Below are 16243 nucleotides of genomic sequence, written 5' to 3'. Positions count from 1 at the left end.
GCCTTACCTCTCGTACGGTCCGGTGCCTCAGATGCGGGCGAGGACCCGGGTCAGCAGCGTGCCCATCCGCGCGGCCGAGTCGCGGCCGGCCTGGAGCACCTCTTCGTGGTTCAGCGGCTCGCCGGAGATGCCCGCCGCCAGGTTGGTGACCAGGGAGATGCCGAGCACCTCGGCGCCGGCCTCGCGGGCGGCGATGGCCTCCAGCACGGTCGACATGCCGACCAGGTCGGCGCCCATGACGCGGATCATGTTGATCTCGGCCGGGGTCTCGTAGTGCGGGCCGGGGAACTGCACGTAGACGCCCTCTTCGAGGGTCTCGTCGATCTCCTTGCACAGGGCGCGCAGCCGCGCCGAGTACAGGTCGGTGAGGTCCACGAAGTTCGCGCCGATGATCGGCGAGGTCGCCGTCAGGTTGAGGTGGTCGCTGATGAGGACCGGCTGGCCGGGCTTCATGCCCTCGCGCAGGCCGCCGCAGCCGTTGGTCAGCACGACGGTCTTGCAGCCGGCGGCGACGGCGGTGCGCACGCCGTGGGCGACGGCGGCGACGCCGCGGCCCTCGTAGTAGTGGGTCCGGCCGAGGAAGAGCAGCGCGCGCTTGTCGCCGATCTTGTACGAGCGGATCTTTCCGCCGTGGCCCTCGACGGCGGGCGGCGGGAAGCCGGGCAGCTCGGTGACCGGGAACTCGGCCTCGGGGGCGCCGAGCGCCTGGGCGGCGGGGGCCCAGCCGGAGCCCATGACGAGGGCGACGTCGTGGGTCTCGGCGCCGGTGAGCTCACGCAGACGTGCGGCGGCGGCGTCTGCGGCAGCGTGGGGATCGGTAACAGATGCGTTCACGCGTCGAGCGTAACCGCTCAATCCCTACGCGCGTAGATGGCACAGCTCACGGTGTTCGGATCGTTGCCTTGTCGTTTCCGCCGAATCGTCCCCGTCGCGTGCACGGGACCGTGCACGGGACCTGCGGGGTCGTGCCCGCAGGGTCAGCAGGGGCGCTTGCGGATTTCCATCACGTAGTCGTGGGGGGCGCCCGCGGATTCCGCGGCGTCGGCGATCTCGCCGAGGTAGCGGGCCGAGGGCAGGCCGCCCTCGTAGCCGTTCAGGACGTACACCCAGGCCGCCTCCTCGCCGTCCAGCGTGTGCACCCGCACCCGCATCCGGCGGTAGATGTCGAGCCCGACGCCTTCCCAGCGGTCCATCGAGTCCTCGTCCAGCGGCGCGATGTCGTACAGGGCGACGAAGACCTGGTGGCGGGGGGCTTCGACGACCGTGGCCAGTGCGCCCTCCCACCCCATCTGCTCGCCGCCGAAGGTCAGCCGCCAGTCGTTGATCCAGCCCGTGCCGCGCAGCGGCGAATGCGGAGCGCGGCGCGTCATCAGCCGCGGGTCGAGGTTGCCGGCGTACGCGGCGTAGAGCGACATGGGGTCGAGGGTACGGGAGGGGTGGGCGTGGCCGCGTGCCCGGATGGTGGGACCAGGCGCGAAGCACCGCGGAGCGTGCGGGACAATGGGGCACGGAATGCATCCCCCGGGGAGACCCCCCGGAACACCGGCCGGGGCGGCAGCCGGCCGGGTAGACGTGAGGCGGACTTTTCGTGACCCGGATCGTGATCATCGGCGGCGGACCCGGCGGGTACGAGGCGGCCCTGGTAGGGGCCCAGCTCGGCGCGGAGGTGACCGTCGTGGACTGCGACGGCCTGGGAGGGGCCTCGGTCCTCACCGACTGCGTACCCTCCAAGACCCTTATCGCGACCGCCGAGGTGATGACCACCTTCGACTCCTCCTACGAAGAGCTCGGCATCGTCGTCGCGGACGACACCCCGCACATCGAGCAGGCCGCGCGCGTCGTGGGCGTGGACCTCGGCAAGGTGAACCGGCGCGTCAAGCGCCTCGCGCTCGCCCAGTCGCACGACATCACCGCCTCCGTCACCCGGGCCGGGGCGCGCGTGGTGCGCGGCCGGGCCAGGCTCGGCGGCCCGCAGGGCATCGACGGCACCCGGGACGTGATCGTCACCGCGGCCGACGGCTCCGAGCAGATCCTGACCGCCGACGCGGTGCTCATCGCGACCGGCGGGCACCCCCGCGAGATCCCGGACGCGATGCCCGACGGCGAGCGCATCCTGAACTGGACGCAGGTCTACGACCTCGACGAGCTCCCGGAGGAGCTCATCGTGGTCGGCTCCGGTGTGACCGGCGCCGAGTTCGCCGGCGCCTACCAGGCCCTCGGCTCGCGGGTGACCCTGGTGTCCTCCCGCGACCGGGTGCTCCCCGGCGAGGACCCGGACGCGGCCGCCGTCCTGGAGGACGTCTTCCGCCGCCGCGGCATGAACGTGATCTCGCGGGCCCGCGCCGAGTCCGCCAAGCGGGTCGGCGACCGGGTCGAGGTCACCCTCGCCGACGGCCGGGTCATCTCCGGCACGCACTGCCTGATGGCGGTCGGCGCCATCCCGAACACGGCGAACATGAACCTGGAGGAGTCCGGGGTCCGGCTCAAGGAGTCGGGCCACATCTGGACCGACAAGGTCTCCCGCACCTCCTCCCCGGGCGTGTACGCGGCCGGCGACGTGACGGGCGTCTTCGCCCTGGCCTCCGTCGCCGCGATGCAGGGCCGCATCGCGATGTACCACTTCCTCGGTGACGCGGTGGCCCCGCTGAACCTGAAGACGGTCTCCTCGAACGTCTTCACCGACCCCGAGATCGCCACCGTGGGCTACACCCAGGCCGACGTGGACGCGGGCCGGATCGACGCCCGCGTGGTGAAGCTCCCGCTGCTGCGCAACGCGCGCGCCAAGATGCAGGGCATCCGGGACGGCTTCGTGAAGCTGTTCTGCCGGCCCGGCACCGGCATCGTCGTCGGCGGCGTGGTCGTCTCGCCCCGCGCCAGCGAGCTCATCCACCCCATCTCGATCGCGGTCGACAACAATCTGACGGTCGAGCAGATCGCAAACGCGTTCACCGTGTACCCCTCCCTGTCGGGTTCGATCGCCGAGGTGGCGCGGCAGCTGCACGCCCGGAAGGCCGAGGGAGAGGCGTAACCGGCACGAACCGCCGCACACCGCAAGGACTTTGGGGCGGGGTGCGGCGGTGCAGCCGGAGATTCACCCGCTCGACGGGCCGCGTATACCACTAGTCACCCCACGTTATGGACAACTTCGGTATTCCGGCGCAAAGAGCTGAAAGCAGACGGTCGTTGGGGTTACTGTCAGTTTCGTGTTCGCTGCAGAACGTCGCCAATTGATCCTCGAAATGGTGCGGGCCAACGGAGCGGTTTCGCTCCGGGAGCTCGCCCGCGTCGTCCAGACCTCCGAAGTGACCGTACGGCGGGACGTGCGGGCACTGGAGGCAGAAGGACTCCTCGACCGCCGGCACGGCGGTGCGGTCTTGCCGGGCGGTTTCACGCGGGAGTCCGGCTTTCCGCAAAAGTCCCATCTCGCGACGGCGGAGAAGACCGCCATTGCCGATGTCGCGGCCGGCCTCGTCGAAGAGGGCGAGGCAGTCGTCGTCGGCGCGGGCACCACGACCCAGGAGCTGGCCCGCCGGCTCGCCCGGGTGCCCGGACTGACCGTCGTCACCAACTCGCTGCTCGTCGCCCAGGCCCTGGCGCACGCCAACCGGGTGGAGGTGGTGATGACCGGCGGCACCCTGCGCGGGTCCAACTACGCCCTCGTGGGCAGCGGGGCCGAGCAGTCCCTCCAGGGCCTGCGGGTCTCCCGGGCCTTCCTGTCGGGCAGCGGGCTGACCGCCGAGCGCGGACTGTCCACATCCAACATGCTCTCCGCGAGCGTGGACCGGGCGCTGGTGCAGGCGGCTGCCGAGGTGGTGGTGCTGGCCGACCACACGAAGCTCGGCACCGACACCATGTTCCAGACCGTGCCGACCGACGTGATGACCCGGCTCGTCACCGACGAGCCTCCACCGCACGACGACCGGGCCGCGACCGAACTGCAAGCGCTGGCCGACCAGGGCGTCCAGATCACCGTGGCCGGTGCGGCCGCCTCCGGCGGTGTGGACGGCATGCAGGGGCGGCGCCCGCGCCGGGAGTCCCCGCTGCCGGTGCAGCGGCGGGGCGGGCCCACGGCCCAGCTGCGCAGTGCGCCCGCCGGCATGCTGGAGCAGCAGGCGGAGCGGGCCCGCGTCGCGGACATGCGCCGGCGCTAGACCGTCTGCTCCTGCCTGTCCCGTCCTGCCTGTCCCGTCCGGCCGCGGACCGGCCGGTTGAGGACCGTCCGCCGAGGCCGTACGACGCAGAACCGGCCCGGCCGCTGGGAGCGGCCGGGCCGGTTCTGCGACGGGGCGCGGGTGTCAGTCCTTGATCTCGCAGATCGTGGCGCCCGAGGTGAGGGAGGCGCCGACCTCGGCGGTCAGGCCCACGATGGTGCCGGAGCGGTGCGCGTTGAGCGGCTGCTCCATCTTCATCGCCTCCAGGACGACGACCAGCTCGCCCTCGGTGACCTGCTGGCCCTCCTCGACCGCGACCTTGACGATCGTGCCCTGCATCGGGGAGGCGAGGGTGTCGCCGGAGGCGGCCGGACCGGACTTCTTGGCCGCGCGCCGCTTCGGCTTGGCGCCGCCCGCGGCGGCCGTACGGGCCAGGGTCATGCCCAGCGAGGACGGCAGCGAGACCTCCAGGCGCTTGCCGCCGACCTCGACGACCACCGTCTCGCGGCCCGGCTCGTCCTCGGTGTCCTCCGCCGCCGGAGCGGTGAAGGCCGGGATCTCGTTGACGAACTCGGTCTCGATCCAGCGGGTGAAGACGGTGAAGGGGCTGCCGTCGGTGGGGGCGAACGCCGGGTCGGTCACGACCGCGCGGTGGAAGGGGATGGCGGTGGCCATGCCCTCGACCTCGAACTCGGCGAGCGCACGGGCGGCCCGCTGGAGGGCCTGCTCGCGGGTGGCGCCGGTGACGATCAGCTTCGCCAGCAGGGAGTCCCAGGCCGGGCCGATGACCGAGCCGGACTCCACGCCCGCGTCGAGGCGGACGCCCGGACCGGACGGGGCGTCGAAGCGGGTGACCGTGCCGGGGGCGGGCAGGAAGCCGCGGCCCGGGTCCTCGCCGTTGATGCGGAACTCGATCGAGTGACCGCGCAGCACCGGGTCGCCGTAGCCGAGCTCCTCGCCGTCCGCGATGCGGAACATCTCGCGGACCAGGTCGATGCCGGAGACCTCTTCGGTGACCGGGTGCTCGACCTGCAGGCGGGTGTTGACCTCCAGGAAGGAGATCAGGCCGTCCGCGGAGACCAGGAACTCGACCGTGCCGGCGCCGACGTAGCCGGCCTCCTTCAGGATCGCCTTCGAGGCGGCGTACAGCTCGGCGTTCTGAGCCTCGGTCAGGAACGGCGCCGGGGCCTCCTCGACCAGCTTCTGGTGCCGCCGCTGGAGCGAGCAGTCACGGGTGGAGACGACGACCACGTTGCCGTGGCTGTCGGCCAGGCACTGGGTCTCGACGTGCCGCGGCTTGTCCAGGTAGCGCTCGACGAAGCACTCGCCGCGGCCGAAGGCGGCCACGGCCTCACGGACGGCCGAGTCGTACAGCTCCGGCACCTCTTCGAGGGTGCGGGCGACCTTCAGACCGCGGCCGCCGCCGCCGAAGGCGGCCTTGATCGCGATCGGCAGGCCGTGTTCCTTGGCGAACGCGACGACCTCGTCGGCGCCGGACACGGGGTCCGGGGTGCCGGCGACGAGCGGCGCGCCGGCCCGCTGGGCGATGTGCCGGGCGGCGACCTTGTCGCCGAGATCGCGGATGGCCTGCGGCGGCGGGCCGATCCAGGTCAGGCCCGCGTCGATGACGGCCTGGGCGAACTCCGCGTTCTCGGACAGGAACCCGTATCCGGGATGGATGGCGTCCGCACCGGAATCGGCTGCGGCCTGCAGGACCTTGGAGATGTCCAAGTAGCTGGCGGCCGGGGTGTCACCGCCCAACGCGAAAGCTTCGTCCGCCGCGCGGACGTGCAGGGCGTCCCGGTCCGGATCGGCGTAGACGGCTACGCTCCCGATTCCGGCATCCCGGCAGGCCCGAGCAACGCGGACAGCGATTTCGCCACGGTTGGCGATGAGCACCTTGCGCACGATGGCTCCCTCCTTGAAACAAGCTGAGTTTAGGGACAGCCCACACGGCCTTACGACCCTTATCCAGTGGTGAGCTTGCCCACACGGAGTGTGATTCGAGTCCGGCTCCAGGCTGGAAAGCCCTTGTGGCGCCCCTCGTAAGGGGGGTCCCCGACTGCACAGTAACCCCGGGACGCGTGCGGGGTCTCTGTCCACCGGGTCAGCGGCCCCGGGCGATTCTTTGTCGAATCCCTACGAACGGGCCGGGAATCCCTTGTGCGCCCGCCGCGCGGGTCACCCCGCCGCAACGAAGCGGGCCGGACCCCTTGTCCGTACGTTTACCCGTTAGTAGCCTCCTGGCGTCGAACAGGCTTGTGAGGTGAGGGGGGTGGGGGAGTGGTGCTGCGGAGGCTCGTGGCCGCACTGGCCGCGGTCGTGCTCGTCGTGGAGGCGGCGGTGCTCGTCCTCGTCCACGTCGTGCTCGGCAGGACCACGGCGAGCCAGTCGATGTCCATCGCGGGCAGCGACCCGGATGTCATGTCCAAGGCAACCTATGCGATGGGGGCGGGCACGGGCGCCTTCCTCCTGCTGTGCGCCGTCCTGCTCGCCGTCGCCGCCGTCCGGGACCGGGCCCCCGGCCGCTTCGGCCGCATCCTGCTCGTCGTCGCGGCCGTCACCCACGGGGTGCTGGGCATGCTCGCCGTCGCCCTCGTGGGCTGGGCCGCCTTCGCGGCGCTGATGCTGATCCTGTGCCTCGTGGTCCTCGCCCTGGTGCTCTACGCGCCCGGCCCGGCCCGGCCGGAGGTCGCGGACGGGCCGCCGCCCGCGCCGCCGCACGGATCGCTCAAGCCCACAAGTCCGTGATGGACACGCCCAGTTCGGCCAGCAGGGAGCGCAGCAGCGGCAGCGACAGGCCGATCACGTTCCCCGGGTCCCCGTCGATGCCCTCGATGAAGGGCGCCGACAGCCCGTCCAGGGTGAAGGCCCCGGCCACGTGCAGCGGCTCGCCGCTGGCCACGTACGCGGCGACCTCGGCGTCCGTCGGCTCGCCGAACCGCACCGTCGTGGACGCCGTCGCCGAGACCTGACGGCCGCTCGCCGTGTCGATCACGCAGTGGCCGGTGCGCAGCACGCCCGCCCGGCCGCGCATGGAGGTCCAGCGGGCGGTGGCCTCCGCGGCGTCCGCCGGCTTGCCCAGCGCCTCGCCGTCCAGCTCCAGCACCGAGTCGCAGCCGATCACCAGGGCGCCCGCGGCCTCGTCCAGGGCGGCCACCACGGCCGCCTTCGCCTCGGCCAGCGCCAGTGCCAGCTCGGCCGGCTCCTCGTGCTCCAGGGCGTCCTCGTCGAAGCCGCTCACGATCACGTGCGGGGCCAGCCCGGCCTGGCGCAGCAGGTTCAGCCGGGCGGGGGAGGCGGAGGCGAGGACGAGCTGGCGCCCGGTCGCGGGCAGCGGGGTAGCGGTCATGGCCCCATCGTAGGGGCGCGGCCGGACCCCTCCGGGCCCGGCCGCAGGCGGGCGCCCGGCGCCCCCGACACGGGCCGGCGGGTTCCGGGAGGGCGGGTCTAGAAGCCCATGTCCACGCCCAGCACGTAGACCGCCACGAGCATGGCGACGGCGATCACCACGGTCAGCCGCCGGATCATCGCCTGCACGTCGCGCATGTCCTCGGGCGGCTCGTTCTTAGGGTCGGACCAGAGCATGCCCCGATCCTGGCCCCGGGAACGGCGGCGGCGCCTGAGTACGGGTACTCAGGCGCCACCGTCCGATCACCCCATCCGGCTATCCCGGCCAGTACGTACGGGCCCACGCGCGCGGCCCCGGCTGGTGCAGCCGGTGCCGGGCCACCCGGGCCGGGTGCGACCACTGGGCGGCCACCTCCTGCACCCCGGACGGCTGGGAGGCCAGCGCCGCAGCGCGCGCCTGGACCACCGCGAGGGCGGCGGCCAGCTCCTCCGGGGTCGGGTTGCCCTTGACGACCTTGATCACCACAGAGACCTCCTGAGGGGCTAGAGGGGGATGTTGCCGTGCTTCTTCGGCGGCAGGGACTCCCGCTTGGTCCGCAGCTGGCGCAGCCCCTTGACCACGTGCGCCCGGGTCTCGGACGGCATGGCCACCGCGTCGATGTACCCGCGCTCGGCGGCCGTGTACGGGTTCAGCAGCGCGTCCTCGTACTCGGCGATCAGCCGCGCCCGGGTCTCCTCGACCTCCTCGGGAGCGGCCTCGGCCAGGGTGCGCCGGTGCAGGATGTTCACTGCCCCCTGCGCGCCCATGACGGCGATCTGGGCGGTCGGCCAGGCCAGGTTGAGGTCGGCGCCCAGGTGCTTGGAGCCCATGACGTCGTACGCGCCGCCGAAGGCCTTGCGGGTGATGACGGTGATCAGCGGCACGGTGGCCTCGGCGTACGCGTAGATCAGCTTCGCGCCGCGCCGGATGATCCCGTTGTACTCCTGGTCCGTGCCCGGCAGGAAGCCCGGCACGTCCACGAAGGTCAGCACCGGGACGTTGAAGGCGTCGCAGGTCCGGACGAACCGGGCGGCCTTCTCGGAGGCGTCGATGTCCAGGCAGCCGGCGAACTGCATCGGCTGGTTGGCGACGATGCCCACCGGGTGGCCCTCGACCCGGCCGAAGCCGGTCAGGATGTTCGGCGCGAAGAGGGACTGCGTCTCCAGGAACTCGCCGTCGTCCAGCACGTGCTCGATCACGGTGTGCATGTCGTACGGCTGGTTCGCGCTGTCCGGGATCAGCACGTCGAGCTCGCGGTCGGTGTCGGTGACCTCGGTGTCCGCCTCCTCCGGGAAGGCCGGCGGCTCGGACAGGTTGTTCGACGGCAGGTACGCCAGCAGGGACTTGACGTACTCGATGGCGTCCTTCTCGTCCCCGGCCATGTGGTGGGCGACGCCGGAGGTGCTGTTGTGCGTCCGTGCCCCGCCCAGCTCCTCGAAGCCCACGTCCTCGCCGGTGACCGTCTTGATGACGTCGGGCCCGGTGATGAACATGTGCGAGGTCTGGTCGACCATGACGGTGAAGTCGGTGATGGCGGGGGAGTACACCGCGCCGCCCGCACAGGGCCCCACGACCAGGCTGATCTGCGGGATCACCCCCGAGGCGTGGACGTTGCGGCGGAAGATCTCCCCGTACATGCCGAGCGCGCTGACGCCCTCCTGGATGCGGGCGCCGCCGGAGTCGTTGATGCCGACCAGCGGGCAGCCGGTCTTCAGCGCGAAGTCCATGACCTTCATGATCTTCTGACCGTAGACCTCGCCGAGGGCTCCGCCGAAGACCGTGAAGTCCTGGGAGAACACGGCGACGGGGCGTCCGTCGACGGTGCCGTACCCGGTGACGACGCCGTCGCCGTACGGACGGGTCTTCTCCAGGCCGAAGTTGGTGGAGCGGTGCCGGGCGAACTCGTCCAGCTCCACGAAGGAGCCCTCGTCGAGGAGGAGGGCGATCCGCTCACGCGCCGTCAGCTTGCCCTTGGCGTGCTGCTTCTCGACGGCCCGCGCCGACCCGGCATGGGTGGCCTCGTCGATGCGGCGCTGCAAGTCCGCGATCTTGCCCGCGGTGGTGTGCATGTCGATCGGCTCTGACGGTTGTGACATCGGGGTCGCGGCTCCCTGCGTGGTGTCAACGGCCTGGTCAATTGATTGACTGGTGCTGGCTACTGGTGCGTAGCGTAACGGCGGGCATGGCGCTCGGCAGTGCGGCGTTTGACACACCTAATGTGGGTTGCATGACGCCATCAGATGCCTCAGCAGGTGCTTCCGCCGGTCGTTGGTCCAACCTTGACCGGCCGCCCCTGAACGCCGCGGCCCTGCGCAGGGCCGTCGTCACCGACGGCGGGCTGTGGACCTCCCTGGAGGTGGTCGCCGCCACCGGCTCCACCAACAGCGACCTCGCCGCCCGGGCCGCGACCCTGCCCGAGGGGGCCGTGCTCGTCGCCGAGGAGCAGAGCGCCGGGCGCGGGCGGCTGGACCGCAGCTGGGTCGCACCGGCCCGCTCCGGTCTGTTCTTCTCCGTCCTGCTCAAGCCCGGCGACGCGGTGCCGCAGGAGCGCTGGGGCTGGCTGACGCTGCTGGCCGGGGTGGCCACCGCCACCGGGCTGTCCCGCGCCGCGGGGGTGGACACCTCCCTCAAATGGCCCAACGACCTGCTGGTGTGCGTGGACGGCCAGGAGCGCAAGACCGGCGGCATCCTGGCCGAGCGGGTGGCAGGGGGCGCCGCCGGGGCCGAAGGCTCCGGGGGCTCCGGGGCAGGAGTGGTCATCGGGATCGGGCTCAACGTCACCCTGACCGAGGACGAGCTGCCGGTGCCCGCCGCGGGCTCCCTGGCGCTCGCCCGGGCCGCCGTGACCGACCGGGACCCGCTCCTGAGGGCCGTCCTGCGCTCCCTGGAGCAGTGGTACGGGGACTGGCGGGCCGCCGGAGGCGACCCTGCGTCCAGCGGCCTCCAGGAGACCTACGCGGCCGGCTGCGCCACCCTGGGCCGGCACGTCCGCGCCGAGCTGCCGGGCGGCCGCACCCTCACCGGAACGGCCGAGGCGGTCGACACCGACGGCCGCCTGGTGATCCGTACGGCGGAGGACCGGCACGAGGCGGTCGGTGCGGGCGACGTCGTGCACCTCAGGTCCGTCCACTGACCCGTGGAGAAGGAGTGAGGTACGGCACACCTGCCGTATGGTTTAGGCGATCCCGGTCCTCGCGGTGATCCACCGGTTCGGCAGGGCAGTGCGCACGGAATGGACAGGAGGCGGCCCTTGACCGTCGACGACCCTACGTCCAGCGCGTCCGCCGGGGCCGGCGGCCCCGGTTCCGGCCCGGGCACCCCCATCGGCCGGGACCAGCACACGCCCCACCACGAGGTCGACCACACGGTCCAGCCGACGGCCGACCCCCTCGCCATCCGCCTGGAGCAGCTGATCCTGGGCGCCGAGCGCCGGTACACGCCCTTCCAGGCCGCCCGCAGCGCCGGCGTCTCCATGGAGCTCGCCTCCCGCTTCTGGCGGGCCATGGGCTTCGCCGACATCGGGCAGGCCAAGGCGCTCACGGAGGCCGACGTGCTGGCTCTGCGCCGTCTGGCGGGCCTGGTGGAGGCGGGGCTGCTGAGCGAGCCGATGGCGGTCCAGGTGGCCCGTTCCACCGGGCAGACCACGGCCCGGCTGGCGGAGTGGCAGATCGACTCGTTCCTGGAGGGGCTCACCGAGCCGCCGGAGCCGGGCATGACCCGTACCGAGGTCACGTACCCGCTGGTCGAGCTGCTGCTGCCGGAGCTGGAGGAGTTCCTCGTCTACGTGTGGCGGCGGCAGCTGGCGGCGGCCACCGGGCGGGTGGTCCAGGTGGCGGACGACGAGGAGATGGTCGACCGGCGGCTCGCGGTGGGCTTCGCGGACCTGGTCGGCTTCACCCGGCTGACGCGGCGGCTGGAGGAGGAGGAGCTCGGCGAGCTCGTCGAGAACTTCGAGACGACGGCGGCGGACCTGGTCGCCGCGTACGGCGGCCGGCTGATCAAGACGCTGGGCGACGAGGTGCTGTACTGCGCGGACGACGCGGGCACGGCGGCGGAGATCGCCCTGCGGCTCATCGAGACCATGGAGGCCGACCCCCAGATGCCCGAGCTGCGGGTCGGCATCGCCTTCGGCACGGTCACCACGCGGATGGGCGACGTCTTCGGCACCACGGTGAACCTGGCGAGCCGGCTCACGTCGATAGCGCCGAAGGACGCGGTGCTGGTGGACGGGGCGATGGCCGAGGAGCTGTCCCGGACCGGGGCCGCTCCGGTGTCGGAGAAGGAGGCGGAGGCGGCGCCCGAGGACGGTCCGTCCTACCGCTTCGCGCTGCAGCCGATGTGGCAGCGGCCGGTCCGCGGGCTCGGGGTCGTGGAGCCCTGGTCGCTCACGCGGCGGAAGCCTAGGATCCCCGGGTAACGTTCGTTAACCGGGAGGGTCCTGTGTCGGTGCAGTCGGAGTTCGTAGCAGTACGTCGGCACGGTGACGACGGGGTCGCGGAGCTGGTCCTGGACCGGCCCAAGGCGATGAACGCGGTGTCGACGGAGATGGCCCGGGCCATCGGGGCGGCCTGCGCCGAGCTGGCCGCGGACCCCTCCGTGCGGGTGGTGGTGCTCTCCTCCGCGGCCGAGCGGGCCTTCTGCGTCGGGGCCGACCTCAAGGAGCGCAACTCCCTGTCCGACGCCGAGCTGGTGCGGCAGCGCCCGACCACCCGCGGGGCGTACGGGGGCGTCCTGGAGCTGCCGATGCCCACCGTGGCGGCCGTGCACGGCTTCGCCCTGGGCGGCGGCTTCGAGCTGGCGCTGGCCTGCGACGTGATCGTGGCGGACGAGACGGCCGTGGTCGGCCTGCCCGAGGTCTCGGTGGGGGTGATCCCGGGCGGCGGGGGCACGCAGCTGCTGCCGCGCCGGGTGGGGGCGGCCCGGGCGGCCGAGCTGATCTTCACCGCCCGCCGGGTGGAGGCGGCCGAGGCCCTAGCCCTGGGCCTGGTGGACTCGGTGGTCGCCGCCGGGCAGGACACGGCCGAGGCGCTGGCCCTGGCCGCCCGGATGGCGGCCAACTCCCCCGTGGGGCTGCGCGCGGCCAAGCGGGCGCTGCGGCTGGGGCACGGGATGGACCTGGCGGCCGGGCTGGAGATCGAGGACGCCGCATGGCGCAGCGTGGCCTTCTCCGGGGACCGGGCCGAGGGCGTCGCGGCGTTCAACGAGAAGCGCAAGCCGAACTGGCCGGGGGAGTAGCCCGCGGCGGGCCGCGCGATCACGGCCGCGGCGGGGCGTCGGCGGCGGGGGGACCGCCCGGAGCACGGGCCGCGGTGGGGCGTCGGCGGCGGGGGGACCGCCCGGTGGCGGCGGCCCCTTTCCGGGCCGTCACGGCCGGTAACGGTCGGCAACGGGCGGTCGCGGTCGGCCGCCCGCGGTGTCCACGGCGTCCCTCCTGTCGCGCCCGCCGTCACCAAATCGGGCAAAACTCCCTAGTGTGGGGTGATGGGAGTTGACGGGCGGCTGCGAGCCTTGGTGAGCCTCGCGCAGGCGATGGCCGCGGCGTGCGCGCCGCGGGACAGTGTGCGGGCGGCTGCGCGGGGGGCGCGGACCGCACTGGACGGCTCATTCGCCGCGATCTCCGCGTGGGAGCGGGAGCGGGGCCGCCTGCGGGTGCTGGTCAACGAGGGCGAGCGGCGCCCCGGCGAGGAGGAGTTCCCCGAGGACGAGTCCTATCCCGTGCATGATTTCCCCGAGATCGCCGAGTTCCTCCACGAGCGCTGGGCCGGCGGCGGCGGGCCGCACGCGTGGGTCGAGAGCGCCGTCGGCAACCGCCCCGGACGCCGCGGCGAGGCCCTGCGCCGCCGCGGGCGCGCAACCTGCGTGGTGGCCCCCGTGGTGCTCAGCGGGCGCGCCTGGGGGGAGCTGTACGTCGCCCGTGACGAGGGACTGCCGGACTTCGACGAGGACGACGCCGAGTTCGCGACCGTCCTGGCCGCCGTGGTGGCGGCCGGGCTCGCGCAGAACGAGCGGCTGGAGGAAGCCCGCCGGCTCGCCTTCACCGACCCGCTCACCGGCCTCGCCAACCGGCGGGCCGTGGACATGCGGCTCGACGAGGCGCTGGAGGAGCACCGCCGGACCGGGGTGGTGGTCAGCCTGGTGGTCTGCGACCTCAACGGGCTCAAGAAGGTCAACGACACCCTGGGCCACGCCATGGGCGACCGGCTGCTGGAACGCTTCGGCTCGGTCCTCAGCCTGTGCGGGGCCATACTGCCCGGCGCCCTGGCGGCCCGGCTCGGCGGCGACGAGTTCTGCCTGGTCGGGGTGGGGCCGAGCGCCGACGAGGTGGTGCGGGTCACCGAAGAGCTGTGCACCCGGGCCGCGGACCTGGAGCTGGGCGAGGGCGTGGCCTGCGGGGTGGCGTCCACCGGCGACCCCATCGGCCCGGTGCAGTCCTCCCGGCGGCTCTTCCGGCTCGCCGACGCCGCCCAGTACAAGGCCAAGGCGGCGCGCTCGCCCAAGCCCGTGGTGGCGGGCCGGGACACCGCGGTGGTGCGCCTCGCCGACGCCGCCCAGGAGGGCAGCGCCGACCGGCGGCGCTTCCGGGGGCGCGGGTAGGGGCGGCGGGGCCGGCGGTGGGCCGGTCGTCGGTAAGGGGCCCAGCCGGGTGCGACTCGTGACAGAACTGGCTAGTGACAGGTAGCGATTCAATCCGTAGGGTGCTGAATATGGATATGCACACTGTCGTGGTGGGGACGTCCGGGACCACCGCCGAGGACGTCATCGCCGTCGCCCGCGGCAACGCACGGGTCGAGCTGTCCGGCGAGGCGCTCGACGCCCTCGCCCGCTCCCGCGAGATCGTCGACGCCCTCGCCGCCAAGCCCGAGCCCGTCTACGGCGTGTCCACCGGCTTCGGTGCGCTCGCCTCCCGGCACATCAGCCCCGAGCTGCGCGCCCAGCTCCAGCGCAACATCGTCCGCTCGCACGCCGCCGGCATGGGCCCGCGCGTGGAGCGGGAGGTCGTCCGCGCCCTGATGTTCCTGCGGCTCAAGACCGTCGCCTCCGGCCACACCGGCGTACGGCCCTCGGTGGCGCAGACCATGGCCGACGTGCTCAACGCCGGGATCACCCCCGTCGTCCACGAGTACGGCTCCCTCGGCTGCTCCGGCGACCTCGCGCCGCTCTCCCACTGCGCGCTCGCGCTCATGGGCGAGGGTGACGCCGAAGGCCCCGACGGCGCCGTGCGCCCCGCCGGGGAGCTGCTCGCCGAAGCCGGCATCGAACCCGTCGAACTCCGCGAGAAGGAGGGCCTCGCCCTCCTCAACGGCACCGACGGCATGCTCGGCATGCTGGTCATGGCCCTCGCCGACCTCGCCCGGCTCTACACCTCGGCCGACATCACCGCCGCGCTGACCCTGGAGGCCCTGCTCGGCACCGAGAAGGTCCTCGCCCCCGAGCTGCACGCCATCCGCCCGCACCCCGGCCAGGGCGCCTCCGCCGCCAACATGGCCGCCGTACTCCAGGGCTCCGGCCTCACCGGGCACTTCCAGGAGGAGTCCGCACCGCGCGTGCAGGACGCCTACTCCGTGCGCTGCGCCCCCCAGGTGGCCGGGGCCGGCCGCGACACCATGGCGCACGCCGCCCTGGTCGCCTCCCGCGAGCTGGCCGCCGCCGTGGACAACCCGGTGGTCCTGCCCGACGGGCGCGTCGAGTCCAACGGCAACTTCCACGGCGCGCCCGTGGCCTACGTCCTGGACTTCCTCGCCATCGCGGCCGCCGACCTCGGCTCCATCGCCGAGCGGCGCACCGACCGGCTGCTCGACAAGAACCGCTCCCACGGCCTGCCGCCGTTCCTCGCGGACGACGCCGGCGTCGACTCCGGGCTGATGATCGCCCAGTACACGCAGGCCGCCCTGGTCAGCGAGATGAAGCGGCTCGCGGTCCCCGCCTCCGCCGACTCCATCCCCTCCTCCGCCATGCAGGAGGACCACGTCTCCATGGGGTGGTCGGCGGCGCGCAAGCTCCGTACGGCCGTCGACAACCTGACCCGGATCGTCGCGATCGAGATGTACGCGGCCACCCGGGCCATCGAGCTGCGCCACGGGCTCACCGCCGCCCCCGCCAGCCGGGCCGCGATCGCCGCGGCCCGTGCGGCGGGCGTGCAGGGACCCGGCCCGGACCGCTTCCTCGCCCCCGACCTCGCCGCCGCCGACGCCTTCGTGCGCAGCGGAGCGCTCGTCGAGGCCGTCGAATCGGTGACGGGCCCGCTCGCCTGAGGACCGGCGCACGGACGCGGGAAGGGGCCGCCCCGAGGGGCGGCCCCTTCCCGCGTCCAGTGCGGTCACCGCACTAGTGCTGCGAGCGGCGCACCGAGAAGGCCACGCAGCCGGCGCCCAGGCCCAGGCAGAGCGTGCCGCCGAGCAGGTACGGCGTGGTGTCCGCGGACCCGGTGTCCGCGAGCAGGAGCGGTGCCCGCGCGGCCTGCGGGGCGGTGCGCGCCGCGGCGGCGTCCGGACCGGGGTCCGCGCCGGAACGGGAACCGGAACCAGAACCGGAACCCGGGCCCGTGGCAGGGGCCTGCCCGGTGGCGTCCGCGCCCGTGGAGGCACCGGCGGCGCCCGCCGGATGCCCTGGCGCGACGGCGCCCGCGGAGGGCACGAACCAGAGGGCGGCGAGGAGGGTGGTCGCCCCGAGAGCGGTGAGCAGCGGTCGACGTGCGGACACG

The 16243-nt window shown here is 73.2% G+C and carries 16 protein-coding genes; 8 read left to right on the top strand and 8 right to left on the bottom strand.

What is annotated here, in order from left to right; genetic code table 11:
* Positions 1-27: 27 nt before the first annotated feature.
* Positions 28-834 carry a purine-nucleoside phosphorylase gene (locus ACLJTM_RS23945; RefSeq protein ID WP_411105741.1) on the bottom strand — a complete coding sequence of 269 codons (807 nt, stop codon included), beginning with the start codon at positions 832-834 and terminating at the stop codon, positions 28-30.
* Positions 835-977: 143 nt separating this feature from the next.
* A complete protein-coding gene (locus ACLJTM_RS23940) occupies positions 978-1415 on the bottom strand; it encodes a gamma-glutamylcyclotransferase (protein WP_031144599.1) in 438 nt (145 codons plus the stop codon).
* Positions 1416-1588: 173 nt separating this feature from the next.
* On the opposite strand from ACLJTM_RS23940, the gene ACLJTM_RS23935 reads away from it, so the two are divergent.
* Positions 1589-3028 carry an NAD(P)H-quinone dehydrogenase gene (locus ACLJTM_RS23935; RefSeq protein WP_411105740.1) on the top strand — a complete coding sequence of 480 codons (1440 nt, stop codon included), beginning with the start codon at positions 1589-1591 and terminating at the stop codon, positions 3026-3028.
* A gap of 175 nt (positions 3029-3203) precedes the next feature.
* The gene (locus ACLJTM_RS23930; protein WP_411105739.1) at positions 3204-4151 is read left to right on the top strand and encodes a DeoR/GlpR family DNA-binding transcription regulator; all 948 of its coding nucleotides are present in this window, start codon (positions 3204-3206) and stop codon (positions 4149-4151) included.
* A 144-nt stretch (positions 4152-4295) separates the two neighbouring features.
* On the opposite strand, the gene ACLJTM_RS23925 is transcribed toward ACLJTM_RS23930, so the two are convergent.
* On the bottom strand, positions 4296-6059 hold the full coding sequence (locus ACLJTM_RS23925; protein WP_411105738.1) for an acetyl/propionyl/methylcrotonyl-CoA carboxylase subunit alpha: 1764 nt from the start codon (positions 6057-6059) through the stop codon (positions 4296-4298).
* Between the two features lie 375 nt (positions 6060-6434).
* Between ACLJTM_RS23925 and ACLJTM_RS23920 the strand changes: the two genes are divergently transcribed.
* Positions 6435-6902, top strand: a complete 468-nt coding sequence (locus ACLJTM_RS23920; RefSeq protein ID WP_411105737.1) for a hypothetical protein — start codon at positions 6435-6437, stop codon at positions 6900-6902.
* Here ACLJTM_RS23920 and ACLJTM_RS23915 read toward each other — a convergent pair.
* From ACLJTM_RS23915 to ACLJTM_RS23900, 4 genes are all read right to left on the bottom strand, one after another.
* Entirely contained in the window at positions 6883-7503 is a 621-nt protein-coding gene (locus tag ACLJTM_RS23915) for a Maf family protein (RefSeq protein ID WP_411105736.1), read from the bottom strand. The two genes, ACLJTM_RS23920 and ACLJTM_RS23915, sit on opposite strands and share 20 nt — an antisense overlap.
* Before the next feature lie 98 nt (positions 7504-7601).
* A complete protein-coding gene (mmpB, locus tag ACLJTM_RS23910) occupies positions 7602-7739 on the bottom strand; it encodes a morphogenic membrane protein MmpB (protein WP_411105735.1) in 138 nt (45 codons plus the stop codon).
* A 79-nt stretch (positions 7740-7818) separates the two neighbouring features.
* Entirely contained in the window at positions 7819-8028 is a 210-nt protein-coding gene (locus tag ACLJTM_RS23905; RefSeq protein WP_411105734.1) for an acyl-CoA carboxylase epsilon subunit, read from the bottom strand.
* Positions 8029-8045: 17 nt separating this feature from the next.
* Positions 8046-9638, bottom strand: coding sequence for an acyl-CoA carboxylase subunit beta (locus ACLJTM_RS23900; protein ID WP_411105733.1), 1593 nt, complete (start codon positions 9636-9638; stop codon positions 8046-8048).
* Between the two features lie 131 nt (positions 9639-9769).
* On the opposite strand from ACLJTM_RS23900, the gene ACLJTM_RS23895 reads away from it, so the two are divergent.
* The 5 genes from ACLJTM_RS23895 (at position 9770) to hutH (ending at position 15794) form a co-directional block, all read left to right on the top strand.
* A complete protein-coding gene (locus ACLJTM_RS23895) occupies positions 9770-10675 on the top strand; it encodes a biotin--[acetyl-CoA-carboxylase] ligase (protein WP_411105732.1) in 906 nt (301 codons plus the stop codon).
* Between the two features lie 117 nt (positions 10676-10792).
* Positions 10793-11959, top strand: coding sequence for an adenylate/guanylate cyclase domain-containing protein (locus tag ACLJTM_RS23890; protein WP_411105731.1), 1167 nt, complete (start codon positions 10793-10795; stop codon positions 11957-11959).
* A gap of 23 nt (positions 11960-11982) precedes the next feature.
* The gene (locus ACLJTM_RS23885) at positions 11983-12777 is read left to right on the top strand and encodes an enoyl-CoA hydratase/isomerase family protein (RefSeq protein WP_411105730.1); all 795 of its coding nucleotides are present in this window, start codon (positions 11983-11985) and stop codon (positions 12775-12777) included.
* Between the two features lie 246 nt (positions 12778-13023).
* Positions 13024-14136: a diguanylate cyclase domain-containing protein gene (locus tag ACLJTM_RS23880; RefSeq protein WP_411105729.1), complete on the top strand. Its 1113-nt coding sequence runs from the start codon at positions 13024-13026 to the stop codon at positions 14134-14136.
* Between the two features lie 116 nt (positions 14137-14252).
* Positions 14253-15794 carry a histidine ammonia-lyase gene (gene hutH, locus ACLJTM_RS23875; protein ID WP_411105799.1) on the top strand — a complete coding sequence of 514 codons (1542 nt, stop codon included), beginning with the start codon at positions 14253-14255 and terminating at the stop codon, positions 15792-15794.
* A 73-nt stretch (positions 15795-15867) separates the two neighbouring features.
* Here the strand turns inward: hutH and ACLJTM_RS23870 are convergent, their stop codons facing one another.
* Entirely contained in the window at positions 15868-16242 is a 375-nt protein-coding gene (locus tag ACLJTM_RS23870; protein WP_411105728.1) for a hypothetical protein, read from the bottom strand.
* Position 16243 lies beyond the last annotated feature (1 nt).

The sequence above is a fragment of the Streptomyces sp. cmx-4-9 genome, from assembly GCF_046548835.1.
Classification (GTDB): domain Bacteria; phylum Actinomycetota; class Actinomycetes; order Streptomycetales; family Streptomycetaceae; genus Streptomyces.
The sequence above is the reverse complement of the archived record's forward strand: the minus strand, read 5'-3'. Positions and strand labels throughout refer to the sequence as shown.

Coding starts and splice junctions, on each gene's coding strand:
- ACLJTM_RS23940 (WP_031144599.1), bottom strand. CDS start 1,415: ATGTCGCTCTACGCCGCGTACGCCGGCAACCTCGACCCGCGGCTGATG.
- ACLJTM_RS23915 (WP_411105736.1), bottom strand. CDS start 7,503: ATGACCGCTACCCCGCTGCCCGCGACCGGGCGCCAGCTCGTCCTCGCC.
- mmpB (WP_411105735.1), bottom strand. CDS start 7,739: ATGCTCTGGTCCGACCCTAAGAACGAGCCGCCCGAGGACATGCGCGAC.
- ACLJTM_RS23900 (WP_411105733.1), bottom strand. CDS start 9,638: ATGTCACAACCGTCAGAGCCGATCGACATGCACACCACCGCGGGCAAG.
- ACLJTM_RS23895 (WP_411105732.1), top strand. CDS start 9,770: ATGACGCCATCAGATGCCTCAGCAGGTGCTTCCGCCGGTCGTTGGTCC.
- ACLJTM_RS23880 (WP_411105729.1), top strand. CDS start 13,024: ATGGGAGTTGACGGGCGGCTGCGAGCCTTGGTGAGCCTCGCGCAGGCG.
- hutH (WP_411105799.1), top strand. CDS start 14,253: ATGCACACTGTCGTGGTGGGGACGTCCGGGACCACCGCCGAGGACGTC.